The sequence below is a fragment of the Thermobifida halotolerans genome (genome assembly GCF_003574835.2).
Lineage (GTDB): Bacteria > Actinomycetota > Actinomycetes > Streptosporangiales > Streptosporangiaceae > Thermobifida > Thermobifida halotolerans.
The window spans coordinates 1,727,443-1,753,861 of the sequence record NZ_CP063196.1 but is presented as its reverse complement, the minus strand read 5'-3'; the positions used below and the strand labels follow the sequence as shown (position 1 = coordinate 1,753,861).

Sequence of the window (26,419 nt, the reverse complement as noted above, 5' to 3'; positions counted from 1 at the left end):
GCCGTTTCGCGCCCCGGGTAGGCGGTGCGGCGTCCACAGGCGCGAAAGGCGGTAGAGGGGAGCGCGATGGCGCGGGTGAGTGCGGCGCGCCGCACCCTGACGGCGGGGATTCTGCTGGGGCTGGGCACGGTCGCGTTCGTTGACGAGGCGGTGTTCCACCAGTTGCTGCACTGGCACCACTTCTACGACCTGTCGACCAGTGAGGTGGGGCTGGTCTCCGACGGGCTGTTCCACGCCTTCAGCTGGTTCGCGACGGTGGCGGGCCTGTTCATGGTGGCGTCCCTGCAACGGGAGCGGGTGTTTCGGTGGGCTCCGTTCGCCGCCGGTTGGCTGGTGGGGGCGGGGTCCTTCCAGTTGTACGACGGTGTCGTGCAGCACAAGATCATGGGGATCCACCAGATCCGCTACGGGGTGGACCTGCTGCCCTACGACGTGACGTGGAACGTCGCCGCCGCGGTGCTGCTGGTCGCGGGGTTGGTGTGGTGGGTGGTGACGTGGCGGCGAGTCCGCGCGGCCGAGGCGGCTTCCGGTGCATCCGCACGGTCCTGACCCGGCGGTGGCCGGGTGGGTGGCCGCCGCGGTCGCGGCTGCGGCGGTGGGCGGCTACCTGGCCGCGGCGGCCGCGGTGCGTCGGCGCGGGACGGCCTGGTCGGCGCGGCGTGTCGCGGCGTGGACGGCGGGGTGGGCGTGTGCGGTCGGCGCGGTGGCGGGGCCGATGGCCCGGCTGGCCCACCACGACTTCGTCTGGCACATGGCGGGGCATGTGCTGTTGGGGATGCTGGCGCCGCTGCTGCTGGCGGTGGCGGCTCCGGTGACGCTGGCGCTGCGGGTGCTGCCGACGCCTCACGGGCGCCGTCTGGTGCGGCTGCTGCGTTCGCCGCCGGTCGCGGTGGCGACCCACCCCGTGGTGGCGGCCGTGCTCAACGTCGGTGGGCTGTGGGTGCTGTACCACGGTGGGCTGTATGCGGTGATGCTGGACCACGCCGGGGCGCACGCTCTGGTGCACGTGCATGTGCTGGTTGCCGGGTGGGTGTTCACCTTCGCGGTGCTGGGCGGGCCGGACCCGGCGCCGCACCGGATGCGGCCCCTCTGGCGGGCGGGGGTACTGGTGGGGGCGGTGGCCGCGCACAACGTTCTCGCCAAGACCCTGTACGCGGCTCCGCCCGCCGGGGTGCCGGTGGAGCAGGCACAGGTGGGCGCGCAGGTGATGTACTACGGCGGTATGCCGGTGGAGATCGCGCTGGCGGCGCTGCTGTGCCGGGACTGGTTGGGGCCGCGTGCCGGGCGGACCCCGGCGCGCCTGCGCTGCCGGGGGGCGCAGGAGGCGACCCGGTCCGGCCGGGGCCGAGGGGTTGTGCGGGCGCGATGACCGTTGCCGAACGCGGGCCGCACGGGCGCAACCGGCACCTGACGTTTCGGGCCAACGCGGGAGTCGGCCGGCACGGCTGGCTGCGGCTCACTCCCGCCTACGGGGTCCGTCTGGTCCGGGAGCGCATCGCGCACCTGCCCGAGGGGTCGGTGGTCACCGACCCGTTCTGCGGCAGCGGCACCACGCCGTTGGCCGCGGTGGAGTCGGGCCACATCGGGCAGGGGGTCGACGTCAACCCGTTCCTGGTGTGGCTGGGGCGGGTCAAGACCGCGCACTACTCCGGGGCGGAGCTGGCCGCCGCCGACGACGCGGTCTCCGCGGTCGTGGCCGCGGCGAGGCGGCTGCTGGGCCGGGACGACCTGTGGCAGCCCGGCCTCTTCAGGATCGAGAGGTGGTGGGGTCCTGGGAGTCTTGGGGCCCTGAGAGCGCTGCGCGCCGCCCTTGACGACAGCGGCGGCCTGGGCGGGAGCGGCGACCTTCTGGAGGTCGCCCTGTGCCGTGCGTTGATCGCGCGCAGCAACGCGGCGTTCAACCACCAGAGCATGTCCTTGGGCAACCGGACGGATGCCCCGACTCCGTCCGACCCGGATCGCGAGGCCGCCGAAACGCTGGCGGCGTTCGAAGCCGAGGGGCGCACCGTTGTCGGCGGCGCCGGGGACGGGCTCCCCGGAGGGGCCAGGATCGTCCACGGTGACGCGCGACGGGCACTGGAGGGCCTGCGGCCGTGCGACCTGCTGCTCACCTCTCCGCCGTACGTGAACCGGATGTCCTACATCCGGGAGTTGCGGCCCTACATGTACTGGCTGCGCTACCTGGACCGGGCGGCCGACGCGGGGGAGTTGGACTGGCGGGCCGTCGGCGGCTCCTGGGGGACGGCCACCTCCAGGCTGACCTCCTGGGAGCCGGAGACCGACACGCCGGTGGACGCGCTGGTGGAGCCGGTGTGTGCGGCGATCGCCGCCGACGGCGGCAGGAACGGGCCGCTGCTGGCGACCTATGTCCGCAGGTACTTCCATGACATGTGGCTGCACCTGCGGGCCGCGGCCGCCCACGTGCGGCCGGGCGGATCGGTGTGCTACATCGTCGGCAACTCCGTCTTCTACGGGCACCTGGTGCCCGCGCAGGAGTGGTACGCGGTGATGCTGCGCGCGCTGGGGTTCGCCGACGTGGAGGTCGCCACGGTCCGCAAACGCAACAGCAACAAGGCGCTGTACGAGTACGAGGTGCGGGGGGTGCGGCCGGGCGGGACGGGGCTCACCCCCTCGCGCCGGTGCGGTCGGGCTGGCTGGCCCGGCGTGTCCGCGGCACCGTGACCGGGAGGGCGGATCGGGTGCGCGGCACCGTTGTGGGCATGGCTCTCCGTTCCGCTCGTCGGCACCGTTGGCGCGGGCGTGACGGCCGCGGGAGGGCTCTGTGCGGGGGGATCCTGCCCCGAGGCCGCCAGCAACACCCCGACGCCCCTGGTCCTGCTGCTCTTCCTCGGCAGCGGCTTCGTTCCCACCGGCTCCATGCCCACCGCCCTCCGCTGGTTCGCCGACTACCAGCCCTTCACCCCGATCATGGAAACCGTCCGCGGCCTCCTCCTCGGCACCCCGATCGGCAGCAGCGCCGCCATCGCCGCCTACCACCTCTGGGCCAAGAACACCTTCAACAAGACCTGACCACGAACCAGCCGGATCGCGGCGAGTGCCACGTAAGACGTCCCGGCCGGAGACGAGTAGGCCCGCGGGGAAGACCGGACCGGCCAGCAGTGATTCATCCGGCCCGGCTCGCCGCAGCTTCGGGAGAGCCGGGCCCTTACGGGGTCGGCTCCTCGGCGGTGTGCGTCGCGTGTCCGGCGCGGTGGTGGCGGGGGCTGGTGCCGTGGTGGCGTCTGAAGGCCGCGCTGAAGGCGAAGGCGCTGGTGTAGCCGACGGCGCGGGCGACGGACTCGACGGTGACGTCGGGGTCGGCGAGCAGGTCGGCGGCCAACTCCAGGCGCCATGCGGCCAGGTAGGACATGGGGGGTTGGCCGACCAGGGCGCGGAAGCGGCGGGCCAGGGTGGCGCGGGACACCTTGGCGGCCGCGGCCAGGGAGGCGACCGTCCAGGGGTGGGCCGGGTGCTGGTGCAGCAGGGCCAGGGCGCGGCCCGCCACCGGGTCGGCGGCGGCCCGGTACCAGGCGGACACGTGCGCGGCGGGGTCGGTGAGCCAGGTGCGCAGCGCCGCGATCAGTGCCAGGTCCAGCAGGCGGTCGAGGACGGCCTGCTGTCCGGGCAGGTCGCGGGTGATCTCTGCGGCGAGGAGGGTGGCGAGGGGGGAGGTGGCGGTGTGGCCGGGCAGGACGATGAGCGGGGGCAGGGCGGCCAGGAGGCGGCGTCCCACCGTGGTGGGGGTGGGGTAGGTGCCCACGAGCAGCACGGTCGTCCCGGTGTCGCCGGTTCCCCAGGTGCGCACGCCCCGCGCCATGGTCTCGGCGAGGGGCGCTCCGCGCAGGGTGGTGCAGTGCTGGTCGGGGCCGATGGCGACGCGGGGCGGCCGGGCGGGGGTGTCGGAGACGGTGTAGGGGTCGGGGCCGCGGACGACGGCGACATCTCCGGCGCGCAGGCGGTGGGGGGCCGCGGTGCCGGGGCGCAGCCAGGCCTCGCCGCGGGCGGCGGCGATGAGGGTCAGCGGGGCGCGGTCGCGGACCAGCAGTGACCAGGGCGGGTCGAGGAGGGCGCGCAGCAGGAACGCGTCGCGGGCGCGGGGGCTGTGGAGGAGGGGAAGGAGCGCGTCCACGCCTGGAGTGTAGACGCTCGCGCAGCAGGGTGAGTCGTGCGCGTATGGCCCTGCCCGGCGGGGTGGTGTTTGGCTGGTCGTGGATCGTGGATCGCGCCGTGCGGGGGTGGTGAACCCGTGTGGCCCTCGTGCGGGGAGGTGTGGGGTGTTCGAGGTGGTGCGGTGGGCCGCGGTGGTGGCGGCCACGGTGACAACGGGGCTGTTGGCGGGGGTGTTCTTCGCGTTCTCGGTGGCGGTGATGCCGGGGCTGGCCAGGGTGGGCGACCGCGGGGTGGTGGAGGTGATGCAGCGGATCAACGAGGCGATCCTCAACGGGTGGTTCCTGGTGGTCTTCCTCGGTTCCCCGGTGCTGTCGCTGGTGGCGGTCGTGGTGCACGTGGGCTCGTCCGGAGCGGTGTTGGGATGGCTGGTGGCGGCGCTGGTGGGGGGTGTGGTGTCGCTGGCGGTCACCGTGCGGGGCAGTGTTCCGCTCAACGACGCGTTGGCGCAGGCGGGGCCGGTGGAGCGGATGGCGGATCCGGTGGGGGTGCGTCGCCGTTTCGAGGCGCGGTGGGTGCGCTGGAACGTCGTGCGCACGGTGGCGTCGGTGCTGGCGTTCGGGTGCCTGGTGGGTGCGGTGGCGGTGGGGTGAGCCGGGCGGGTCGCCTCCGTTGTCCGGTGCGGTCGCGTGGGTCCTGCGCTTCGGGGCGGGGCGGAGGAATCCGTGGTTCCGCCCGCCGTTTCCGTTGGGAAGTGGCGGATTATCCGGGCTGCGGTATCGGAATCGTCATCTTCACCCCCGGCGTCGCCGAGGGTTCGTAGGATTCCCGCCATGCACTCCGATCTGTCTGCCGTCGACCACCGCCGTCGGCCCCGCCGTCGCGGAAAGACCCTCGACGACGCGATCTTCTGGGCGGTGGTGGTCGAACTCGCCGAGAACGGGTACGCGAAGCTGAGCATGGAGAGCGTGGCCGAGCGTGCCCGGGCGAGCAAGGCGTCGCTGTACCGGCGCTGGCCCAGCCGTGTCGAGTTGGTGATGGACACCGTTGCCCGCATGCTTGTCGACCCGTCCGATCCTCCTGACACGGGGAGTCTGCGCGGTGACCTGCTGACCCTGCTGCGGCGGGGTGCGGCGCTGCTGGCCGGACCGGCGGGGGAGGCGATGCGCGGCCTGCTCGGCGATCCGGAGTTGGCACGGCGGTTTCGCGATCACTCCCAGGGGGTGGGACGTGCGGTCATGGCCGAGATCGTCCGCGGTGCCGTGGAGCGCGGTGAACTCGATCCGGCGTGTGTGACCCCGCGCCGTCTGGAGGCCGGTCAGGCGCTGCTGCGCCACCACTTTCTCTTCCACGGCACGCCCATCCCCGAGGCGGTGGTCGTGGAGATCGTCGACGAGGTGGTGTTGCCGCTGCTGTCCGCCCCGCCTCCCGAGCCGTCCGACGGGTGGGAGTGAGACTCTGTCTGCTGTGGGCAGCAGACGGCCATGAACACCGCATCGACCGACATCGAGGTGCGCAGGGTCTACGACGCCGGGGTGCGTGACGGCTCCGCCACGCGCGGGCGGCGGGTGTTTCTTGTCGACCGTGTCTGGCCGCGCGGGGTCCGTAAGGCGGATGTGCCCATGGACGGCTGGGTGCGGCAGGTCGCGCCCAGTGCCGGGTTGCGTCGCTGGTTCGGGCACGATCCCGGGCGCTGGGCCGGGTTCCGTGACCGTTACCGGGCCGAGTTGGACGGTGCTCCCGAACGGTCGGCCGTGCTGGTGGACGCCGCGCGGCACGGGCCGGTGACCCTGTTGTACTCGGCGGCCGACACCGAGCGCAACAACGCCGTGGTGTTGCGGGAGTGGCTGTTGGAGCGGTTGCGCGCCTGAGCGGGTGGAAGGTCAGTGTTCGGGGACGATCGTGGTGACGATGCGGTCGATCGTCTCGTGCAGGGAGGTGTCGGCGAGCAGGTCGGGCAGGGTGAGGTGTTCCACGATGAGGCCGAGCATCGCGAAGTAGAGGGTGGTGACCGTGGCGCGGTCGCCGGGCAGGTCGGCGTCCAGGTGGAAGGCGATGTTGGCGTCGAGGTCGGTGCGGACGGTCCGGGTCAGGGACGCGCGTAGTCGGGGGCGGCGGGTGGCTTCCAGGCGCAGTTCGAGCAGGGCGAGGTAGCCGGTGCGGTCGCGGGTGACGCGGTCGGCGATGTCGCGCATCAGTGCGGCCACCAGCACGCGGTCGCGGGGGGAGCGCATGAGGGGTTCGGTGACGGCCGGGTCGGGGGCGAGCCGTTGGAAGATCCGGTCGGCGACGTGGGCGAGCAGGTCGTCGCGGTTGGTGAAGTAGTTCGAGGCGGTGCCTGTGGGCAGGGCGGCCCGGGCGTCGACGGCGCGGAAGGTGAGGCCGCGTGCGCCCTGGTGGGCCAGTACCTCGATGGCCGCGTCGGTCAGGGCCGCGCGTCGCTGCGGGTTGCGTACCAAAGGGGGTCCTCCAGAAAGATCAACACCCACAACCACTACATGTGAAGTACTATACGTGAAGTTGTTGTCGGGTCGGCCCAGTCGTGCCCGCTCCCGTTGTCCGCGCCACCGCCAGGGGGTCTTTTCCGTGCGCACACTGACCTACTACGTCGGCACGACCATCGACGGCTTCATCGCCGGTCCCGGCGACGAGGTCGACTTCTACCCCGTCGGCGGGGACCTCGTCGACTGGTTCGTCTCCGACATCCCCGACGTGCTGCCCACGCACGTGCGTGCCCGGCTGGGGGTGGCCGATGTCGCCAACACCCGTTTCGACACCGTCATCCAGGGGCGGCGCACCTACGAGCCCGCGCTGGCGGCCGGGATCACCAGCCCGTACGCCCACCTGCGCCAGTACGTGGTCTCCCGCTCGATGACCCGCAGTCCCGATCCGGCGGTGCGGATCGTCTCCGGCGATGCGCTGGAGGCGGTCCGCGCGCTCAAGGCGGAGGACGGGTTGGGCGTCTACCTGGCGGGCGGGGCCGCGCTGGCGGGCGCGCTGCTGCCGGAGATCGACGAGTTGGTCGTCAAGCTCTACCCGGTCGTCGCCGGATCGGGCGTTCCGCTGTTCACCGCCGACTTCTCCCCCCGGCACTTCGCGCTGGCGGGCAGTCGCGTCTTCGACAGCGGGGTGGTCGTCCTCACCTACACGCGCGCACCGGGCGGGGCCGCGTCGGCGTGAGGTCCGCTGTGCCGGCGGCTTCGGTCGGCCGCGGCGGGGGGCGCTCCGCCTGGCACCGGTCCCTGGATCCGGCTCCGGGGACACCGAGGCCGAGCAGCGGCGCGGCACCTCGGAACGGCCCCGCCTTCCCCCAACGACTTCGCGTCGCTGCTTTGGCCGGGACGCCGTGGCGGCATGCGCAGGAGGTCGTGGAGCGTGCGGTGCGTGCGCGGGTCCGTCGGCGAGGACGGGGAAGGGGCCGGGGGCGGTGCGCCACCCGCCTTGCTGTGGTGTGCCGCACAGGTAGGCGCCGATCCGTGTCACAGCCCACCACCGATAGCATCGTCGCATGACGATGACACCGGAAGAAAATGGTGAGACGGGCGAAGGGACCGTCCTCGCCCCCGACGCGCTGGCCCCGACGGCCGCGCTGTTCCGCGGCCTGTCGGACCCGACCCGGCTGGCGATCCTGCACCACCTCACCTTCGGCGAGCACCGGGTACGGGACCTGACCGACCACCTGGGACTGGCGCAGTCGACGATCAGCGCCCACCTGTCCTGCCTGCGCGACTGCGGCCTGGTCACCTCCCGCCCCCGGGGCCGGGCCTCGCTGTTCTCCCTGACCAGCGCCCCCGAACTGCTGGACGTGCTCACCGCGGCGAAGCGGCTGCTGCACTCCACCGGGGACGCCCCCGCGCTGTGCCCGAACTACGGCGTCGACGCCCCGACCCGCCCCGCACCCCCGACCTCCCCTGACACGGAGCGGCCGACATGACCCGACACGACCCCCACGACGCGCCCACCGCCGCCCCCGACGACGACCGGTGCTGCGGCCACGACGAGGACGGCGAGGACGTCGACCACGTCTGGCAGGTCGGCGAGATCCGCCTGGGCGCGCTGTCCGGGCTGCTGCTGCTGTGCGGGTTCCTGCTGGAGTTGGCCGACCAGCGGGTCTGGGCGCTGCTGCCCTACACCGCCGCCCTCGTGGCGGGCGGGGCCACGTTCGTGCCCGAGACCCTGGCCAAACTGCTCCGCGGCAGGATCGGCGTCGACACCCTCATGACGATCGGCGCGGTGGGCGCCACCGCGCTCGGCCAGGTCGAGGAGGCCGCCGCGCTGGCCTTCCTCTACTCGCTCAGCGAGGGCCTGGAGGAGTACTCCGTGGTCCGCACCCGCAGAGGGCTGCGCGCCCTGCTCGACCTGGTCCCCCGCACCGCCACCGTCCGGCGCGACGGACAGGAGCGCGAGGTCGACCCGGACGACCTCGCCGTCGGCGACGTCCTGCTCGTCCGGCCGGGCGAGCGCCTGGCCACCGACGGGATCGTCCGCGAGGGGCGCGCCAGCCTGGACGTCTCGGCCCTCACCGGCGAGTCGGTGCCGGTCGAGGCCGGTCCCGGAGACGAGGTCTTCGCCGGGTCCGTCAACGGCAGCGCGGCCCTGGAGGTCGAGGTGACCGCCACGGCCGACGACAACTCCCTGGCCCGCATCGTCCACATCGTGGAGTCGGAGCAGTCCCGCAAGGGCGTCACCCAGCGCCTGACCGACCGGATCGCCCGCCCGCTGGTGCCGGGCATCCTCGTCGTCGCCGCCCTCATCGCCGCCGCGGGGGCCCTCCTCGGCGAGGCGCTGCTGTGGGTGGAGCGTGCCCTGGTCGTCGTGGTCGCCGCGTCCCCGTGCGCGCTGGCGATCTCGGTGCCCGTCACGGTCGTCGCCTCCGTCGGCGCCGCCAGCAGACGCGGCGTCCTCATCAAGGGCGGCGCGGCCCTGGAGGCCCTCGGCAGGGTCCGCACCGTCGCCCTCGACAAGACCGGCACCCTGACCCGCAACGAACCGGCCGTCGTCGCGGTGGCCGCCGCCCCCGGCCACGACCGCGACACGGTGCTGAGGCTGGCCGCCGCCCTGGAGGCGCGCAGCGAGCACCCGTTGGCCCGCGCGGTCCTGCGCGCGGCCCCCGCCGTCCCGAGAGCCACGGAGGTGGAGGCGGTGCCCGGCGCGGGGCTGTTCGGCGTCTGCGACGGCCGTCGACTGCGTCTGGGGCGTGCGGGCTGGATCGAGCCGGGCGTGCTCGCCGACGACGTCGCCCGCATGCAGCGGGAGGGCGCCACGACCGTGCTGGTGGAGGTCGACGGCGCGGTCGTCGGCGCGGTCGCGGTCCGCGACGACCTGCGGCCGGAGGCCGCCGAGGCCGTCGCCCGTCTGCGCGCCGGCGGCCACGACGTGGTGATGCTCACCGGCGACAACGCCGCCACCGCCCACGCCCTGGCCGAACGCGCCGGAATCGGTGAGGTCCACGCCGATCTGCGCCCGGAGGACAAGTCCCGCATCGTGGGCCGGCTGCGCGGCTCGGGTCGCGTCACCGCGATGGTCGGCGACGGCGTCAACGACGCCCCGGCCCTGGCCACCGCGGATGTGGGCGTGGCCATGGGCGCGATGGGCGCGGACGTGGCCGTGGAGACCGCCGATGTGGCCCTCATGGGCGACGACCTGCGGCTGCTGCCCGGGGCGTTGGCGCACGCCCGCCGCTCCCGGCGGATCATCCTGCAAAACGTCGTGGTCTCCCTCGCGCTGATCGCGGTGCTGATCCCGTTGGCGCTGGCCGGGGTGCTGGGCCTGGCCGCGGTGGTGCTGGTCCACGAGGTCGCGGAGTTCGTCATCATCCTCAACGGCGTGCGCGCGGGCCGCACCACCCGGTTGCGGCTGGACACCCCCGCCCCCGCAGGGGCGAGCGAGGCGGCGGTCCGCTGACGGGCCGCCCGGGGAGGGTGGAGCCGGTCCCTTCCCGGGCGGTGGGGCGACGCCCTCAGCGTCGCCCCACCGCTCACAGGGCCAGCGCCCCGACCGCGCTGGCCGCCAGGACCACCGCCCAGGCGGGGGCGCGCCACACCGCCAGGGCCACGAACGCGACCGCGGCCACGGCCATCGTCGCGGGCGAGACCACCCCCTGGACGAAGACCGGGTCGTACAGGGCCGCGGCGAGGATCCCCACCACCGCCGCACCGGCCCCGGCCACCGCGCGCCGGGCGTGCGCGGCGGTGCGCAGCTGTTCCCAGAACGGCAGGGTGCCCACGACCAGCAGCGCCGAGGGCAGGAAGATCGCCGCCAGGGCCAGCGCCGCCCCCAGCAGCGGGTTTGCGGCCACGGGCAGCAGCGCCCCCAGGTAGGCGGCGAAGGTGAACAGCGGTCCGGGCACGGCCTGCGCCGCGCCGTAGCCGGCCAGGAAGGACTCGTGGTCCACCGCTCCGGTGCCCACGACCTCGGCCTCCAGCAGCGGCAGCACCACGTGTCCGCCGCCGAAGACCAGCGATCCGGCGCGGTAGAAGCCGTCCGCCGTGGCCAGGGCCGTGTTGCCGGTCAGCGCGGCCAGGAGGGGCAGCCCCGCCAGCAGGGCGGCGAACACGGCCAGGCAGGCCAGGGCGGTCGTGCGGCGCACGGGAACGCCGGGGGCGGCCGCGTCGCCGTCGGCGGGCGGCGCCGTGGTGAGCCACACCGCGCCCAGCGCAGCGCCCAGGGCGATGGCCGCGACCTGGCTCAGGGTCGAGGGCAGCAGCAGGACCAGGACCAGAGAGGCCACCGCGATCGTGGCCTGGCGTCTGCCCGAGGCCAGGCTGGTGGCCATGCCCACCACGGCGTGGGCGACCACGGCCACCGCCGCGGCCTTGAGTCCGAGCAGCCACCCGGCTCCGGGCTGGGCTCCCACGGCCTGGACCCCCAGGGCGAAGGCCGCCAGCAGCGCCGCCGAGGGCAGGGTGAAGGCCACCCACGCCGCGGCCATACCCGCGTATCCGGCGCGGCGCAGGCCGATGGCCATGCCGACCTGGCTGGAGGCCGGGCCGGGCAGGAACTGGCACAGCGCCACCAGGTCGGCGTAGGCGGTCTCGGTGAGCCAGCGGCGCCGCACCACGAACGCCTCCCGGAAGTAGCCCAGGTGCGCCACCGGTCCGCCGAAGGAGGTCAGTCCCAGCAGCAGGAAGGCGCCGAACACCTCGCCGACCGTCCCGCGTCCGGGAGCCGGCGCCGTGGTCCGCCCGCTCATCCGCGCACCGCGCGCGGGGTTCCTGGCCGGGGGTGTGCCGACGGCGGCCGCAGGGCGGCCGGGGGCACCGGTGGTTCGCTCACGGTCCGGTCTCCTTCGCGGGTGAGTGGCCCGTTCCACTGGCTTCGTCCGATATCGGATGACGATACCGAAATCGGGGGTGTGGCAGCGGGGCGGGGCATTCGCGGTGCCGGGACGGCGGCGGTGGTGTGGCCGGTGCTCCTCCCGCCCGCGCCGGTCCGTGGCGTCGCGCGTGGGACATGCGGACACCACCGGGGCCACCGCGGCCTTCCGCACCGGGCTGGGGGAGTCGGTCGCGTTGCGCGGGCCGCCAGTTCCAGCGGTTCGTCGACCGACCACTGGTCGTAGACGTGCTCGCCGTACCTGGCGGCGGCGACGCGGCCGTGGCTGGTGACGGGGAAGTCGGCGGGCAGGCCGGGGCGGCCCCCCGTGCGGTCGTGCCGTCGGTCCCCAGGCGCACGGGTCGAGCAGCGCGCGGCGCGGCCTCGACGCCGAATTCGGTGTACAGCCGCTGGTCGGGGTCGACGACAACCGCGGACGGGAGGTCGGCGGTGTGGTCCGGCAGTTCCTCGGCGGGGAGAAGACCACGGCCTCGCGGATTCCGGTGGACCGGTCGGTTGCGGTCGGGGACGGGGCCGGTGGTCCGAAGACGGGGACGAGGGCGCGGGGGCGTACGGCGGCGCCGTCGGATCCGGGCGCGCCCGTGGCGGGAGCGGATCGAGGTCCTGGTGCGACGCCGTGTGCGCCCATCCGTCGGTCATCTTGCTGGCGCTCACCCACCGGCACCGGTCCCCCAGCGTGCTGCGCCGGTCGGAGACGGTACTCGCCGTTCTCACCGAGGCGGGCATCGAGGGCGGATGGCGGGTTGTCGCGCTGCGCAGCCTGCTCGCCTGCGTCATCGGGGCGATCCGGGTCGAGCACCTGGGGCCCTGTCCGGTGAGGGCGCGGTCGCCCTCTCCACATTGCCGCCGACCGAGTTTTCCGTACCTGGCCGGAGATCGCGCGGCAGGCCCGCGGTGTCGACGCCGACCGGGAGTTCCTCGAAGGTCTGGCCGTGCTGCTGCGCGGCCTGGGCGCCTGAGGGGAGGGACGCCGGTCGGGGTCAGGGACGGGTGTGGTGGTCCAGGAGACGGGTGAGGAGTTCGGCCAGGTGGGCGCGCTCTGTCGGGGTCAGGGGCGCAAACGCCTCGTCCTGGAGGCGCTGCACCCGCTGGTCCAACTCGCGTAGCGCGTTCTCGCCCTCGGCGGTCAGGGCGACGATGTTGCGGCGGCGGTGGGCGGGGTCCACGGTGCGTCGGAGGAGTCCCCGGGAGGCCAGTTCGGTGACCGCGGCGGTGACGTCGCTGCGGTCCATCCCGCAGCGGCGGCCCAGCACGGCCTGGCTGGACGGTCCCGCTTCGGCCAGGGCGGCCATCAGGGCGTAGTGGTGGGTGCGGAAGTCTCCCAGGCCGTGCGTGACCAGGCGGTGGACGTGTGCGGCCGTCTGGGTCAGCAGACGGCTGGGCAGGCCACTCAGTCGGCGGGGAGGCGTCTCGGTGGGATCGGCGGTCATAACTCGATTCTAGTGCTTGTTGGCGTCACCAACTTTCAGCTATGGTCAATCAACACCAATGTTGGTGTAACCAATACTGGTGTGGTCCGTTCACCCAGAACCCTTCTGTCACGGAGCAGCCCATGACCACCCCTCCCCGACACCGACCCGAGGACGCTTCGGCAGCACCTGCAGACCCTCACCGACCGCGCCGAGTTGACCGACCTGCTCGCCCGCCACGGCCGCTGGCTCGACGAGGGGCGCTTCGACGAGGCGCGCTCGGTCTTCACCGAGGACGCCACGGTCGTCGTGGCCTCCGGCGAGGTCAGCGGCGTCGACCGGATCGCGGCCCTGGCACGTCGCAGCCACGGCGGCCACGCCGGCACCCACCACCTGACCACCAACCCGCTCATCACCCTCGACGGCGACCGCGCCACGCTCACCGCCCAGCAGATCGCGGTCTTCTGCCCCACCCCCGGCCGCGCGGCCTCCACCGTCGGCGAGGAGTACCGCATGGAGGCGGCGCGCACCCCGCGCGGCTGGCGCCTGCGCCGCGTGGCCGCCGAGGTGGTGTGGCGCACCGACCACGAGAAGCCCCGCGGCGCAGACCTCGGACAGCGGGAGGCCCGCTTCCCGTCCGGCCACCCGGAGTGACGCGGGGCGTCTCAGGGATCGGCCACCGAGGCGGTGACGAGGTCCGCCCCGCGCGGGGCGTGGTCCTGTCCGTGCGCGCCCCCATAAGCAGTCGCTCCACGGCCGCAGCCAAGAGCAGCAGCGCGCCCGAGGCCGGACCGGGCGCGCCCTCTCGGGGACGCGGCGGCCGGATCAGCGGTGCAGGGCGGCCGCGGCGGCGCGCACGGCCGCGCTGACGCGGCCGAGGCGCTCAGAACGCAGCCGCCAGCACTGCCAGTGCAACGGGACGTCGACCGCCTCAGCGTCACCCAACCGCACCAGCCGCCCGGTTGCCAGGTCGTCGCCCAACTGCTCCCGTGGCACCATGCCCCAGCCGAGCCCCGCCCGCACCGCGGCCACGAACCCCTCCGAGGAGGGCACGACGTGCGTGGGCGGGGACACGGTGACGCCACGGGAGGCCAGCAGCCGGTGCTGCAGGTCGTCCTTGGCGTTGAACCGCACCACGGGCATCGCCGCCCAGTCGGTCCCCCGCTCGCCTCCGTGGACGCGGGCCAGAGCGGGGGCGGCGACCGGCAGGTAGCGCATCGTGCCGAGACGCTCCACCGCACAGCCCTGCACCGCGACGGGATCGGAGGTGACGGCCGCGAGAACCGCCCCGGAGCGCAGGAGCGCGGCCGAGTGGTCCTGGTCCTCCACGTGCAGCCGCACGGTCACGTCCGGCCACGAGGCGCACGCGTCGAGCACCCGGGCGAACCAGGTCGCCAGCGAGTCCGCGTTGACCGCGACCGCCACCTCCACGGCCGTGTGCTCCCCGGCGTGCAGTTCGGCCAGCGCCTCGCGTTCCAGCAGCTGCTGCTGGCGGGCCAGGCGCAGCAGCACCCGGCCCGCCTCGGTCGGCCGACACGGCGCACTCCGCGCCACCACCACCCGGCCCAGCCGGGACTCCAGAGCGCGGATGCGCTGGCTGACCGCCGAGGGGGAGACCGACAGGTGCCGTGCGGCGGCGTCGAACGTGCCGTGGTCGACGACCGCGACCAGGGCGGCGAGCTGCTCGGGACTGACGCGCATGAAGCAAACCTAACGGATCCGCAGAATCTTTCGTTTTACTTCACAGGGGGCGGTCCCTAGGGTCAGAGCGTGTCCGCTGCTGTCGCCGGTCTGCTGACCGGACTGTCGTTGATCATGGCCATCGGCGCGCAGAACGCCTTCGTCCTGCGCCAGGGACTGCGACGCGCCCACGTCGGCCTGGTCGTCGCCCTGTGCGCCGCCTCCGACGCGCTGCTCATCGCCGTGGGGGTGGGCGGTGTGGGCGCGCTCGTGCAGCAGCATCCGACGGTGCTGGCGGTGCTGCGGTGGAGCGGTGCGGCCTACCTCGCCGCCTACGGGGCGCGGTCGCTGTGGAGCGCGCGCCGGCCCCAGGCGCTGCACGCCGCACCCGAGCGGGAGGGCGGCCGGTGGGCGGTGGTCGCCACCACGCTCGCGCTCACCTACCTCAACCCGCACGTCTACCTCGACACGGTGCTCATGCTCGGCTCACTGGCCAACCAGCACGGCGCGGACCGGTGGTGGTTCGCCGCAGGGGCCGCCGCGGGCAGTCTCGCCTGGTTCGCCTGCCTGGGGTTCGGGGCGCGTGCGGCCTCGCACGTGCTGGGCCGCCCCGCCACCTGGCGGCTGCTCGACCTGGCCGTCGGGGTCGTGATGGTCGCCCTCGCGCTGCGCCTGCTGCTCGGCTGAGAGCAGGGGGCGGCGGGGCCGGTGGAGCGTGGGCCCGGCTCGAAACGGTGCCGCCGGAAACCGCGGTGTCGGAGCAGCCGACCACCCGGAGTGGGTGTGCGCCAGGGCTGGACCCCCGAAGAACTCGTCGACGAGTGGACACTGGAGCAAGGCGACCGAGAACTGGTCGGCAACAAGAGCGGGGCGACACGGCTCGGCTTCGCGCTGCTGCTGAAGTTCTTCCAGATCGAGGGTTGCATCCCCACCTACGCGGAGGAGATCCCGGCGGCCGCGGTGGAGTTCGTCGCCGACCAGGTGACGTCGAGGCGGCCCTGTTCGCCAAGTATGCCTGGATCGGTCGGACGATCGAGTACCACCGTTATCAGATCCGCGACAAGTACGGCACACATCCGGCCACCGAGGATGAAGAGGACCAGCTCGCCGACTGACTGGCCGACCAGGTGTGCCCGGTGGAGGTCGACCGCGACGAGCTCGCCCAGGCCGTTCGGCGCCGGTGCCGCACTCTGAAGATCGAACCTCCCCCACCCGGGCAGACCGAGCGGGTCGTCGCCTCGGGGGTGCGCCGGTTTGAGGAGGCTTCACCACCAGCGTGATGACCCGCCTGGGCTCAGGGGTCTGCGACCGGATCCAGAGCCGGGTGCTGGGCACCGAGGGCGTGTTGGGGACCGTGAAGTCCGACCCCGGGCCGTTGGGGCTGGGACCCGGCTCACCGAGATCGACAAGCTCAAGACCGTCCAGGCCCTGGGGCTGCCGGACGAGCCGTTCGGGAGCGTGTCGGAGAAGATCGTGGCCGCCTGGCGCTCGCGCGCGGCCCGGATGTACCCCTCCGACTTCGCCGAGCCGGTGCGCTACACCCTGCTGGCCGCCCTGTGTTGGACCCGGCAGGCCGAGCTGATCGACGGCCTGGTGGAGCTGTTGATCCGTCTCATCCACCGGATCAACGCCCGTGCGGAGAAGCGGGTGGAGAAGGAGCTGATCGGGGAGCTGACCGCGGTGCCGGGCAAGAAGGGCATCCTGCGGCGCATGGTGGACGCCTCCCTGGCCGATGGCGATCGGCTACGGCATCCTGAGCAACGGCACCTTGCGTATTGATGCCTTCAACTGCAGCAATGCCTCAGTGGACTACTTCAAGGACTACGGCAGCACAATCAGTGCGAAGTTCGGGGTCCGCCAGTCCGGTTACTCCGACCAGTGGAGTTCCTAAGCCACGTTCCGCATCAGGTCCTACTTCACCTATGGTGGTCCTCCGGTTACGGGACTCATGCAGGTTGCGGGATCGAGCACCATGTACGAGACCGAAACGGTCTCGTGCCTGTGACCGCATGAGGCCGTAGCAGAAGCGGCTTCCTACACCTTCCCTGGTTCCGGCCGGACGTCCGCCCGGCCGGAACCAGGAGGAGAGAAAGAGACTCGTGATGTGGCAGGTGCTGTTCTACGTGACGCCGTTGACGGTGGGCATCGCCCTGGTGGTGCTGGGCGCGGCCGCCGTGGTGGTGGCTCGATGGCGCCGCCGCTCACCGCGGGCGTTCGCGCGGGAGGCCCGGTGGCTGCTGGGCGCGGCCGCCGCGGTGTACCTGCTCGTCCTGGCCGGGCCCATGCTGGGGTGGGACAAGGTCGGCACCACCGGTTGGGACGTGACGTGGAATCCGCTGTCGGCCTACGAGGAGCTGCGCCAGGCGGCCGTCGAACCGGAGGGCGCCTACCTGGTGCTGGGGCCGGGACCGGAGGAGACCCTCTACTACGGGGCACGGGAGCTGTCACCGGAGGAGGTGGAGCAGGCCCGCCGGGAGGCCGACCCGGCTGATGCGGCCTTCTACCGCTATCCCACCACCGACAGCGGCGTGGTGTGGTTCGACGCCCACGGACACGACGTGGACCTGGACACGCGCGCGGAACTGGAGGCCCTGCCGCCTCCTCTCCTCCAGGCCGAGGAGTCGGCGGCCCTGATCGTGGAGGAGAAGACGGTCAACGCCCTGCTGTTCGTCCCGATCGGCATCCTGGCCTTCGCCGCCTTCCCCGCCTGGTGGGCCCGCTTGGCCGCGGGGCCGGCGCTGTCGCTGGCGATCGAGACGGTCCAGTGGGCGCTGGCCGCCGGGCGCAGCGCCGACGTCGGTGACCTGCTGGTCAACACGGCGGGCTCCGCGACAGGGGTGGGCATGGTCGCCGTCGCCGCCCTGTGCCTCGGCCTTTTCCGCACGAACGGCACACGACATCGCGGCCCCGCCACCGAAGAGCCAGAGGTCCGCCACCCGGCACGGTAGAAGACCGCGGAACACCGCCCCCAGGCGGTCGCATTCCGACCCTGATCCCACACAGCCGTCCCCGGCCTGGCAGCCGGGGGCGGCTGCGGTGTTTTGACCTCCCGAGGGAGCCACCCCGTTCCTCGTGTGGGTCTCGCGCAGGTTGCGCGGACCGTGCGGAAGTACTCTGGAGAACATGGGGCGCTTCGCGTATCTGGCTGTTGCTGTGACCCCTGACCCGGAGTTGGGCGGGCACGTGGCGCGTGCGCTGGATGTCGAGGCGGCCTCTCAGGGAGAGAGCCGCGAGGAGGCGATCGCCGCGCTGGGACACGCGCTGGAGCTGTACTTCGAGGACGAGTCTTTCGACGAGATCCACAGCGTGACGACTGCGGACACCTCGATCGCTGCGATCGACATACGCCTGCCCGCGTGAGTCCCTCCCGTCTGCCTGTTGCTTCCGGCCCCGAAGTCGTCGCCGCCCTGAAGCGTGCGGGGTCCGAGCACGTCAAGACCAGAGTCGACCACGCCAAGCTGCGCCGCGACCAGAAGGTGGTGATCGTGTCCCTGCATCGTGAGCTGAAGCGGGGCACGACGGCGTCCGTCCTCAAGCAGAGCGGCTGACCGCCGAAGAGATGCGCATACTTCTTTGACCTCCGGGAACGGCACCGGCCCCTCCGTCTGCCCATACGCCCGCGTACCGGTACGCGGGCATGCAGGTGTTCGCCGAATCAGTCCGGATCCCGCCTCGCAGAGGCCGCGGTGGGGCGTGCTTCTGGGACCTGCTGTCGTGTCCGCGGCGACTTCGTCGATGTCCTGGCCGAGGCCCGGGGCCATTGGCCATTCGTTTCGTCTGGCCAGTGGGTTGGGTTGGCCAACTCAAGGGAGTGGCCAAACAGAAGAAGCGCTCCGCCCCCGTTCCCCCATCACCCCCGAGAAGCTCGCCAAGGGATGGTCTGCTCCCGCCGGCGGCCGCATCCGCCCGGCACACCCCGACGGCCTGCCCCGGGCCGCCGAACTGCTGGCCGACGTGGGCACCGACATCACCGAGGACCTGAACGCCGCCGCTGGGAAGGCGGACACCGCCCTGTTGCTGCACGAGTGCCTGGCCCAGCGCGACAACGAGAGCGCGGTGCGAACCGTGGCGAGTGGCACCCCTGCACGGCCGCGAGGTCGCCCCCTTCGCGGGCCTGTCGGCGCTGCTCGTGGCCACCGATCGCGACGGACGGGTCGTCGGCTGCGCCCTGACCATCCCGCCGGGCCAACGAGGTCCAGGGCCTGGCCCTGATGCTGGTCATCACCAAGCTCAGAGGGTTGGCGGTAGACCCCCTCCCACCGCGGTCGGGGTATCGGCGCGGCGCTGGTCAAACGCACCGTCCGACTGTACGAGCGAGCGGCTTCCACGCACCGTGCTGGACCTGGGGGAGCCGCTCCGTCTGGAGTCGCTGCTCGCCCTGCCCGCGTCGATCGCCTCCGAGGGCGAAGAGCGGTTCTTCCACCGGCTGCTGGGCTGAGCGCACGAGTCACGAGCTACTTTGCGGCTCGCCGTAGCTTCGGGAGAACTGGGCCTTGACCACCACCCCGGTCCTGCCCCGGTAGCGGTCGACGCACTCGGTCCGGGGAGGGGCCGCCTCCTGAGCCCTCGGTCTGCCCGCCCCCTGTTTAATTTCGTAGCGTAAGTAACGTTAATGCATAACGTAAAAGGTTTCAGCAAACAGAATGAGCGAAGAGGGCGCCGGGGGCCGCTGTTCCGCTGGTTTTCGATAACCTTCCCTTATCGCAAACCAGAAAAGCGGGGGTCGCCCCGCCCGCCGGGCCGCCTCCGCCCCGGGCGCCGGGGGTGCCGCCATAGCGTTGCAGCGGGCCGCAACGAATCGTCTCCGCAGCTCGGAAGTGGTGCGGGCCGCCCGCCGCCCCGCCGAGGAGTGCGGGAGGAGCGGGCCGCCGGGTGGCCCCGGTCGCCGCTCCACAGCGGCCGACCTCTCCGCCGCGCGCGGAAGAGGCCGCCGGCGGCGGGTTCCGGCGAGGCGGGTCCGAACACGGGGGGTGGGGAGCACCGCAACGAAGACCCGCGCTGAGCACCGCGCCCCTGCTCGTACCTTCCAGGGCATGCCGGCCGAGTTCCTCACCGATGAGCAGGCGGTCCTCTACGGCCGCCGCACCGAGCCGCCCTCGCGCGCACCTGGACCGCTCCTCCGTCCTCGGCGACGCCGACTGGGAGCCGGCCGCGGGTGTCGGCGGGCCGCACCCGATCTCCAGGTTCCGGCCCCGTTTCCCCATCGCGGTTCGGGTGGGCCACCGCCTGGCCGAAGCAGCGCTGGGCCATCGCGCCGTCCCAGGGGCGGCCACGGGTGAGCAGTGCGATCTGCCGCTCCCGCGCCGCGAGGTGCCGTGAACTGTCGGGGGTCGCGCACGCCCTGGACGACACCCGGTTCATCGCTTTGAACAAGCGCTGCGGGGAGGCCGCGTCCTGGGACCCCGAGGACCCGCGCATCGCCGAACTGGCCACCGCCGTGACCGGCCACTTCCTCTTTCCGGGCCCGCACCGGGACCGCGACCCGCTACGGGCTGACCAGCCACCACGGCGAAGACCGGGCACCGGCCTGGGTCCGGCTGAACGCGCTGGTCGAGAGCGCGCTCCGCGCCGCGGGCGTGCCCATCCCGCACCGGTGACGTCGCAGGAGCGGGGCGCCCGGCGTCGGCACCGTTCCTCCCGTACCGGCGGGCATGGATGCCGCTCTTCCCCCGCCCGTCGCGCACGGCGGACGGCGGAGAACAACAGTGGCGAGGAGGTTGCGCACTCCCTGCCGTTTCCACGGCGCAGCCCACCGGGGGGCTTGCGGCAGGACCCGGGCCGTGCCGCAGAATCTCCAGCTGAAGCCGGAATCCGCGGTGCGGCCGGCCGAAGCCGCGGTCGAACGGGGTTGCGTGATGGGCATCGACGTGATCGTGGTCGGCGGTGGGCCGACCGGTTTGATGCTGGCCGGTGAACTGCGGCTGCACGGCGTGCGCGCGCTCGTGCTGGAGAAGGAGACGGAGCCGACCGAGGTCGTGCGCGCGCTCGGTCTGCACGTGCGCAGCATCGAGGTGATGGACCAGCGCGGCCTGCTGGAGCGGTTCCTCGCACACGGCCGAAAATACGTGCTCGGCGGCTACTTCGCCGGTATCGACAAGCCGTGGCCGGACCGGCTGGACACCACGCACTCCTACGTCCTCGGCATCCCCCAGCCCGCCGTCGACCGACTGCTGGCCGAGTCGGTCCTGCTCGTGCTCGTCGCCCCCCTGGTGCTGGCGGTGGTGCTGCGCCGGGCCTCCCTGCGGTTCGGGGACCCAGCCCGGCGGGAGCGGTTCGTCACCGGCCCGGCCGGGCACGTGGTGCTGCCGCTGCTGTACGCGGCCGTGTTCGCGATGTTCGCCGGGCAGGCCCGCACCGTCCTGGCCTGCGGCGCGGATCTGCTGGTCCCGCTGGCGGTCTTCTTCGCTGTGGCACCCCTGGTCGCCGTCGCCCCGGTGGTGGGACCGCTGCTGGAGCTGCCGGTACTGGCCCTACTCGCCCAGTTGGTGCGGGTCCGCCCGGGTTCCGCGGGGAGCGCCGCGCGGGGAGCCGACACCCCGGCAGGGCGGGGTTTTTGATCGTGTGCCCGACCTGTGCCTTAATAGCCCGGTTGGAGGAGCCGCACCGGCACCGCGAGGAAGGACAAGGCGTTCGATGACCACCCCCCACCCCCACGGGCCGCTCGTCCCCGCCGCCGGCCGCGACACCGTGCCCGCCGTCGACAACGAACTGAGCGAGGCCGCGGCCGCGCGCATCGCCGACAGTTGGGCCGCCAACACCCGCACCGCCTACAGCCGTGACTGGACCGCCTTCCGCACCTGGTGCGACGCCCACGACCGCAGCGCCCTGCCCGCCTCCGCCGCCACCCTCGCCACCTACGTCGACGCCCTCACCCGCACCGTCCCGCCCCCCGCGCCCGCCACCGTCGACCGTGCCCTGGGCACCATCCAGTCCCACCACACCGCCGTCGGCCTGCCGCTGGACACCAAACCCGCCCGCATGGTCCTGCGCTCCTACCGCCGGGAACGCGCCCAGGCCGGACACACCCCGCGCCGCGCCCCCGCGCTCACCGTCGACCAGTTGCGCGCCATGGTCGACGCCACCGGCGATGACCTGGTCGGGCTGCGCGACCGCACCCTGTGCCTGCTCGGCTTCGCGATGATGGCCCGCCGCAGCGAACTGGCCGCCCTCGACATCGACGACGTCCGCGAGGTCGCCGAAGGGCTGGAGGTGCGCGTGCGCACCTCCAAGACCGACCGCGACTCCGTCGGGGCCGGTGTCGCCGTCCCCTACGGCTCGCTGGCGCGGACCTGCCCGGTGCGCACCACCCTCGCCTGGATCGCCGCGCTCGCTGAGACCGGAATCACCACCGGCCCGCTGCTGCGCGCCGTCGACCGCCACGGCCGCCCCGCCGGAACCCCCGGCGCCACGGTCCGCGGCTCCGGGCGCATGAGCGGCGCGGGTATCAACCACGTCGTCAAGACCCTCGCCCAGCGCGCCGGAATCGACGCCCCCGTCACCGCCCACTCCCTGCGCGCCGGGGCGGCCACCGCCGCCGCGGCCGCCCGCGTGCCCCGCGCCCACATCGCCCGCCAGGGCCGCTGGTCGCTGCGCTCACCCGTGGTCGACACCTACATCCGCCCCGCCGACGCGTGGAATGACAACCCCATCCGCCACGTTGGACTGTGAGTCGCCCCGGTCTTCGTCTCTGCAAGCCGCACGTCCGGCACGGTCCGCGACTCACCGCCTCCACCGCGAAACAGGGGTTTCCGAATCCGCTTCTGCGGAACAGTTAGGCTCGAACTGGGCGAACGCGTGTTCACCCAGAAAGGCGGACCATTGGGTAGCAACCACCAGGGCGCGCCGCGCGGAGAGTCCCCGTCCCGTCTCCCCAGAGCCGACCCCGACCTGGCACGCAAGGTGCTGGCCGGGCTCGACGTCGGGGTGTACATGACCGACGACCGCGAGCAGATCATCGCGGTCAACCCCCGGGGCGAGGAGCTGCTCGGCCGTCCGGTCTCCTCCATGCTGGGACACAACGCCCACGACCTGCTGCACCGGGGCGCGGGCGGGGTTCTCCTGCCGCGTGCGCAGTGCCAGTTGATGAAGGCCTTCCTCAAGGGGCGGGCGGCCCACGGCGGCAACAAGTGGTTCCTGCGCGGAGACGGCACCCTGCTCCCCGTGGTCTGGATGATCACCCCCTACGAGATCGACGAGGGCACCACCGGCGCGGCGGTGCTCTTCCACGAACGCGTCCCCCACGACGACGAGATCACCGATCCGGCCCCCACCGACCACGTGGCCGCGCTGACCAGCCTGGCCGACAGCCTCTCCCTGCTCGCCGAGGCCACCTCGGTACTCACCTCCACCCTGCAGGTCAAGGAGGCGCTGTGGCGTCTGGTGCGGCTGGTCACCCCCCGCCTGGCCGACTGGGCGGTGGTCGACCTGGTCAACGAGCTCGGCGAACTCGAACGCGTCCTCGTGGTGCACCACGAGGACGACCGCCACGTGCGGGTGAGCGGACTGCAGAGGTCGATGCCGCCCATCCCGGAGGCCTCCCCGATGCCCCTGTCGCGGGTCCTGCGGGGCGCGCCCACCACCCGGGTCAGCCCGCGGGACTACCGGCGCCCCCCGGACTCGGACATGGCGGTGGTGCAGCGGGAGCTGTTCGAACGCACCGGAATGCACTCGGCGATCGCCGCGCCGCTGCGCGGACCGCGCGGATCGATCCTGGGAGCGCTCACCCTGGGCCGCGCCGACCAGCACCGCGACTTCGACACCACCGAACTGGCGCTGGTCGACGACCTGGCCCGCCAGGCCGGGCTCGCGGTCGACAACGCGCGGCTGTACGAGAGGCAGCAGCGGGTCGCCGAGACGATGCAGCGCTACCTGCTGCCGCCGCTGCCGAAGAGTTCGGAGTTGGAGACGGCCGCCCGCTACCATCCCGCGCCGTACTCCTCCCAAGTCGGCGGCGACTGGTACGACGCCTTCCTGCTGTCCGACGGGATCCCGGCCCTGGTGATCGGCGACGTGGTGGGACACGACCTGCAGGCCGCGGCCCACATGGCCCAGATCCGCAACATGCTGCGCGCGCTGGCCTGGGACAGCGGCGAACCGCCCAGCAGAGTCGTCTGCCGACTCGACCGGGCCATGGGGCACATCAGTGAGGCGTCCATGGCCACCATGGTCTTCGCCCGCCTGGAGGGCAGGGGCCCCGGACCGCGGCTGCTGCGGTGGACCAACGCGGGACATCCGCCGCCTCTGCTGGTGACGGGCGACGGCCGGGCCCGTTTCCTCGACGACGGGCACGGCCTGCTGCTGGGCACCGACCTGGCGTCCCCGCGCGCCGACGCCGCCGTGGAGCTGCCCGTGGCGAGCACGGTGGTGTTCTACACCGACGGGCTGATCGAGTCGCCCCGCCACAGTGTGGACGAGGGGATGGCCCGGCTGCGTCGGCACGCCGCCGAACTGGCCCGCCACCCCGTCGACGACCTGTGCGACCTGCTCGTCGAACGGGTCCGCCCCTCCGACAACGACGACGACGTCGCCCTGATCGCCCTGCGCGTCCCCGAGCCCGACCGCGTGTCCGCGACGTCGTGAGCCCGGTCGGCTCCTGCGACGGCGGCGCGCATCCCGGTGCGGCGACCGTGGCCCGCGGCGGGGTGACGGGTGGACGGGCAGCGGGGGTGGGGGATCCGGCCGTGGACCTGATCGTGGCGTGGAACCTGCTGGCCGCCGAGGCGCGCGGCGTCTTCCGTTCGGCCATGGACGTCGACGACGCGACCTGGGCGCTGTCGACCGCGCTCATCCCACTTCCCTACCACCGGCACACCGGATCGGCTCTCGCGGCCGACGCACGCCACGTCCTCGCCGGGGGCCGGACCTGCGTCTGATCCGGTTCGGACGGCGTTGCGGTGCCGCTGGTCGAGCGTCCCCGCCTCCCGTGCGTCGTGTGCGTGAGGGGCGGAAACACCCTCGTTTCGGGTAGGGCGACGGGGAAGCCACCGAACCGAGGAGGAGCGACCATGGTCGACACGAGCAACGAGACCACGCTGGAGGCGGCGCTGAACCGGCTGCCCGCCTGGCGCCGTGAGGGCCAGACCATCACCCGCAGCGTCACCGTGCCGAGCTTCACCGACGCCATCGACCTGGTGGTGCGGGTCGCCCGGGCGGCCGAGGAGGCCAACCACCACCCCGACATCGACATCCGCTACACCACCGTCACCTTCACCCTGACCAGCCACGACGTGGGTCGTCTGACCGAACGCGACCTGAGGCTGGCCGCACGGATCGACGTGCTCGTCGAACAGGGGTGAACGGTGGCGCCCGGGGCGGGCTCAGGCGGCGCTGGCGCGCAGCCGGTTGCGGCGCAGCTTGCCGCTGGCGGTCTTGGGCAGGTGCGCGACGAACGTCAACCGCTGCGGCACGGCGGCCTCGGCGAAGCGTTCGGCGACCAGCCGCTTGAGCTCCTCGGCGAGCTCCGGGGTGGGGGAGACGCCCGGGGCGGTCACCACGTTGGCCGCGACAAGCGCGCCCCGCGCGGGGTCGGGAACGCCGTAGACGGCGACCTCGTCGACCGCCTCGTGCCCCAGCAGCACCGACTCCACGTCGTAGGGGCCGATCCGGTAGCCGGAGGTGATGATCACCTCGCCGTCGCGGCGGGTCAGGTGGACGGCGCCGTACTCGTCGACGGTCCCGGTGTCGCCGGTCAGGTACCAGCGGCGGTCGGGGCTGAAGCGGCGCGCCGAGGCCAGGGGGTCGTCGGAGTAGCCGTCGAACCACCAGGCGGGGCTGGTGGCGGTGTCGACGGCCACCCGGCCGACCGTCCCGGTCTCGGCGGGGGTGTCGCTGAGCGGGTCCAAAACGGCCAGCGTGAATCCGGGCAGGGCGGTCAGCGGGCCGCCGTGTCCGTCGCCCACGGCCACGATCCCGCTCTCGGCGTTGCCGTAGTGGTCGCTGATGCCCACCCCGAAGGTGCCCAGTGCCCAGTCGGTGAGGTCGGTGCGCAGCGCGTCGCCGTTGCTGGCCAGGCTGCGCACCATGATCTCGGGCGGCAGGGTCTTGGTGGCCGTGCGCAGCGCCCGGTAGACGGTGGGGGCCGCCGCCAGGCGGGTGACGCCGAAGGTCTCCATCACGTCCAGTGTCAGCTCCGGGTCGAAGCCCGCGCGCAGGTGCAGGCAGGCGTGCCCGGCCAGCAGGGGGGAGATGAGCCCGTAGTAGAGGCCGTGGGGGTCGCCGGGCTCGCTGAAGCACCAGTAGACGTCGTCGTCGCGCACGCCCAGTCCGTAGTGGTGGTGGGCGTGGAAGGCGGCCAGGGCGCGCACGGGAACGGTGATCTGGCGTGGGGGGCCGGCCACTCCGGGGGTGTGGCTGATCAGCAGGGGGGCGTCGGGGGCGGCGGCTGCGGGCTCGGGGGCCTGTCCCGTCTCGGCCGCGGGCGCGTCGCGGTCGACGGCCACCACCGCCTGGACGGCGTCGGGGGCGAGCTTGGCGGTCTGGTCACCGGTGCAGACCACGGTGCGTGCGGCCGCCTGCCGCAGCCGCTGGTCGACGGCCGAGGCGGCCAGGACGGGGGGCAGCGGGACCAGGACGGCGCCCAGCCGCCAGACGGCCACGGCGGTGACGGTCAACTCGGTACCGAGGGGCAGCAGGGTGGCCACGCGGTCGCCCGCGCCCACGCCGCGTCCGGCCAGGACCGCGGCCAGGGCCGTCGAGCGGTGGGCGAGGTCGCCGAAGGTCAGGGTGGTCGCCGACAGGTCGGGGGCGACCTCGGTGACGGCGGTGCGGGCCGGGTCGTGCCGATCACACAGCAGGTGGGCCACGGTCGTGGTGGGTGCGGTGTAGGCGGTGAGCCAGTCGCGGACCTGCTGTTCGGGGTCGGCCATCGCTGTCTGTCCCCTTTCGTGGTC

At 73.2% G+C, this 26,419-nt stretch carries 28 protein-coding genes; 22 read left to right on the top strand and 6 right to left on the bottom strand.

What is annotated here, in order from left to right:
* The first annotated feature begins 66 nt into the window (after positions 1-66).
* The 4 genes from NI17_RS07825 to NI17_RS07810 are packed head-to-tail and all read left to right on the top strand — an operon-like array spanning position 67 to position 3,030.
* Positions 67-549 carry a DUF2243 domain-containing protein gene (locus NI17_RS07825; RefSeq protein ID WP_068690470.1) on the top strand — a complete coding sequence of 161 codons (483 nt, stop codon included), beginning with the start codon at positions 67-69 and terminating at the stop codon, positions 547-549.
* Positions 530-1,369, top strand: a complete 840-nt coding sequence (locus NI17_RS07820) for a cytochrome c oxidase assembly protein (protein ID WP_068690468.1) — start codon at positions 530-532, stop codon at positions 1,367-1,369. Before NI17_RS07825 ends, NI17_RS07820 begins: the two co-directional genes overlap by 20 nt.
* On the top strand, positions 1,366-2,682 hold the full coding sequence (locus NI17_RS07815) for a TRM11 family methyltransferase (protein ID WP_068690467.1): 1,317 nt from the start codon (positions 1,366-1,368) through the stop codon (positions 2,680-2,682). Before NI17_RS07820 ends, NI17_RS07815 begins: the two co-directional genes overlap by 4 nt.
* Positions 2,683-2,712: 30 nt before the next feature.
* Positions 2,713-3,030 carry an ABC transporter permease gene (locus tag NI17_RS07810; RefSeq protein WP_068690466.1) on the top strand — a complete coding sequence of 106 codons (318 nt, stop codon included), beginning with the start codon at positions 2,713-2,715 and terminating at the stop codon, positions 3,028-3,030.
* A gap of 136 nt (positions 3,031-3,166) precedes the next feature.
* Here NI17_RS07810 and NI17_RS07805 read toward each other — a convergent pair whose 3' ends face one another.
* The gene (locus tag NI17_RS07805) at positions 3,167-4,129 is read right to left on the bottom strand and encodes an AraC family transcriptional regulator (protein WP_068690465.1); all 963 of its coding nucleotides are present in this window, start codon (positions 4,127-4,129) and stop codon (positions 3,167-3,169) included.
* A gap of 145 nt (positions 4,130-4,274) precedes the next feature.
* Between NI17_RS07805 and NI17_RS07800 the strand changes: the two genes are divergently transcribed.
* From NI17_RS07800 to NI17_RS07790, 3 genes are all read left to right on the top strand, one after another.
* A complete protein-coding gene (locus NI17_RS07800; protein WP_068690463.1) occupies positions 4,275-4,760 on the top strand; it encodes an anthrone oxygenase family protein in 486 nt (161 codons plus the stop codon).
* Positions 4,761-4,940: 180 nt separating this feature from the next.
* Positions 4,941-5,561 carry a TetR/AcrR family transcriptional regulator gene (locus NI17_RS07795; RefSeq protein ID WP_068690461.1) on the top strand — a complete coding sequence of 207 codons (621 nt, stop codon included), beginning with the start codon at positions 4,941-4,943 and terminating at the stop codon, positions 5,559-5,561.
* Positions 5,562-5,591: 30 nt separating this feature from the next.
* On the top strand, positions 5,592-5,978 hold the full coding sequence (locus tag NI17_RS07790) for a DUF488 domain-containing protein (RefSeq protein WP_068690456.1): 387 nt from the start codon (positions 5,592-5,594) through the stop codon (positions 5,976-5,978).
* 12 nt (positions 5,979-5,990) lie between these two features.
* On the opposite strand, the gene NI17_RS07785 is transcribed toward NI17_RS07790, so the two are convergent.
* Positions 5,991-6,566, bottom strand: coding sequence for a TetR/AcrR family transcriptional regulator (locus tag NI17_RS07785; protein WP_068690454.1), 576 nt, complete (start codon positions 6,564-6,566; stop codon positions 5,991-5,993).
* A 127-nt stretch (positions 6,567-6,693) separates the two neighbouring features.
* Between NI17_RS07785 and NI17_RS07780 the strand changes: the two genes are divergently transcribed.
* The 3 genes from NI17_RS07780 to NI17_RS07770 all read left to right on the top strand — a co-directional run bounded on the left by NI17_RS07780 (position 6,694) and on the right by NI17_RS07770 (position 10,011).
* Positions 6,694-7,287, top strand: coding sequence for a dihydrofolate reductase family protein (locus tag NI17_RS07780; RefSeq protein WP_068690452.1), 594 nt, complete (start codon positions 6,694-6,696; stop codon positions 7,285-7,287).
* Between the two features lie 328 nt (positions 7,288-7,615).
* Positions 7,616-8,041, top strand: coding sequence for an ArsR/SmtB family transcription factor (locus NI17_RS07775; RefSeq protein ID WP_068690450.1), 426 nt, complete (start codon positions 7,616-7,618; stop codon positions 8,039-8,041).
* On the top strand, positions 8,038-10,011 hold the full coding sequence (locus NI17_RS07770) for a heavy metal translocating P-type ATPase (RefSeq protein WP_068690448.1): 1,974 nt from the start codon (positions 8,038-8,040) through the stop codon (positions 10,009-10,011). Before NI17_RS07775 ends, NI17_RS07770 begins: the two co-directional genes overlap by 4 nt.
* Before the next feature lie 73 nt (positions 10,012-10,084).
* On the opposite strand, the gene chrA is transcribed toward NI17_RS07770, so the two are convergent.
* Entirely contained in the window at positions 10,085-11,299 is a 1,215-nt protein-coding gene (gene chrA, locus NI17_RS07765) for a chromate efflux transporter (protein WP_068690447.1), read from the bottom strand.
* A 1,123-nt stretch (positions 11,300-12,422) separates the two neighbouring features.
* Positions 12,423-12,872: a MarR family winged helix-turn-helix transcriptional regulator gene (locus NI17_RS07760; RefSeq protein WP_068690446.1), complete on the bottom strand. Its 450-nt coding sequence runs from the start codon at positions 12,870-12,872 to the stop codon at positions 12,423-12,425.
* Between the two features lie 168 nt (positions 12,873-13,040).
* On the opposite strand from NI17_RS07760, the gene NI17_RS07755 reads away from it, so the two are divergent.
* Positions 13,041-13,505: a nuclear transport factor 2 family protein gene (locus NI17_RS07755; protein WP_084012552.1), complete on the top strand. Its 465-nt coding sequence runs from the start codon at positions 13,041-13,043 to the stop codon at positions 13,503-13,505.
* Between the two features lie 171 nt (positions 13,506-13,676).
* Here the strand turns inward: NI17_RS07755 and NI17_RS07750 are convergent, their stop codons facing one another.
* Entirely contained in the window at positions 13,677-14,552 is an 876-nt protein-coding gene (locus NI17_RS07750) for a LysR family transcriptional regulator ArgP (protein ID WP_068690443.1), read from the bottom strand.
* Between the two features lie 69 nt (positions 14,553-14,621).
* Here NI17_RS07750 and NI17_RS07745 point away from each other — a divergent pair, with 69 nt between their 5' ends.
* The 11 genes from NI17_RS07745 (at position 14,622) to NI17_RS07695 (ending at position 24,826) form a co-directional block, all read left to right on the top strand.
* Positions 14,622-15,218 carry a LysE/ArgO family amino acid transporter gene (locus tag NI17_RS07745; RefSeq protein ID WP_243597658.1) on the top strand — a complete coding sequence of 199 codons (597 nt, stop codon included), beginning with the start codon at positions 14,622-14,624 and terminating at the stop codon, positions 15,216-15,218.
* Positions 15,219-15,239: 21 nt separating this feature from the next.
* Positions 15,240-15,725, top strand: coding sequence for a DUF4158 domain-containing protein (locus NI17_RS24535; RefSeq protein ID WP_324609956.1), 486 nt, complete (start codon positions 15,240-15,242; stop codon positions 15,723-15,725).
* Positions 15,726-15,989: 264 nt separating this feature from the next.
* On the top strand, positions 15,990-16,310 hold the full coding sequence (locus NI17_RS07735; RefSeq protein WP_068690439.1) for a hypothetical protein: 321 nt from the start codon (positions 15,990-15,992) through the stop codon (positions 16,308-16,310).
* Between the two features lie 323 nt (positions 16,311-16,633).
* Positions 16,634-17,479, top strand: a complete 846-nt coding sequence (locus tag NI17_RS07730) for a VanZ family protein (RefSeq protein ID WP_068690438.1) — start codon at positions 16,634-16,636, stop codon at positions 17,477-17,479.
* A gap of 175 nt (positions 17,480-17,654) precedes the next feature.
* A complete protein-coding gene (locus NI17_RS07725) occupies positions 17,655-17,891 on the top strand; it encodes a type II toxin-antitoxin system HicB family antitoxin (protein ID WP_068690437.1) in 237 nt (78 codons plus the stop codon).
* Complete coding sequence (locus NI17_RS07720) at positions 17,888-18,079, top strand: type II toxin-antitoxin system HicA family toxin (RefSeq protein WP_068690435.1); 192 nt, start codon at positions 17,888-17,890, stop codon at positions 18,077-18,079. Before NI17_RS07725 ends, NI17_RS07720 begins: the two co-directional genes overlap by 4 nt.
* Before the next feature lie 2,307 nt (positions 18,080-20,386).
* Positions 20,387-21,088: an FAD-dependent monooxygenase gene (locus tag NI17_RS07715; RefSeq protein WP_234401852.1), complete on the top strand. Its 702-nt coding sequence runs from the start codon at positions 20,387-20,389 to the stop codon at positions 21,086-21,088.
* Between the two features lie 76 nt (positions 21,089-21,164).
* The gene (locus tag NI17_RS07710; RefSeq protein ID WP_068690433.1) at positions 21,165-22,199 is read left to right on the top strand and encodes a site-specific integrase; all 1,035 of its coding nucleotides are present in this window, start codon (positions 21,165-21,167) and stop codon (positions 22,197-22,199) included.
* Between the two features lie 150 nt (positions 22,200-22,349).
* Positions 22,350-24,110 carry a SpoIIE family protein phosphatase gene (locus NI17_RS07705; RefSeq protein WP_243597657.1) on the top strand — a complete coding sequence of 587 codons (1,761 nt, stop codon included), beginning with the start codon at positions 22,350-22,352 and terminating at the stop codon, positions 24,108-24,110.
* A gap of 101 nt (positions 24,111-24,211) precedes the next feature.
* A complete protein-coding gene (locus NI17_RS07700; protein ID WP_147416856.1) occupies positions 24,212-24,403 on the top strand; it encodes a hypothetical protein in 192 nt (63 codons plus the stop codon).
* A gap of 132 nt (positions 24,404-24,535) precedes the next feature.
* Positions 24,536-24,826, top strand: coding sequence for a 4a-hydroxytetrahydrobiopterin dehydratase (locus NI17_RS07695; RefSeq protein WP_068690428.1), 291 nt, complete (start codon positions 24,536-24,538; stop codon positions 24,824-24,826).
* A gap of 21 nt (positions 24,827-24,847) precedes the next feature.
* On the opposite strand, the gene NI17_RS07690 is transcribed toward NI17_RS07695, so the two are convergent.
* The gene (locus tag NI17_RS07690; RefSeq protein WP_068690426.1) at positions 24,848-26,395 is read right to left on the bottom strand and encodes an AMP-binding protein; all 1,548 of its coding nucleotides are present in this window, start codon (positions 26,393-26,395) and stop codon (positions 24,848-24,850) included.
* Between the last annotated feature and the right edge of the window lie 24 nt (positions 26,396-26,419).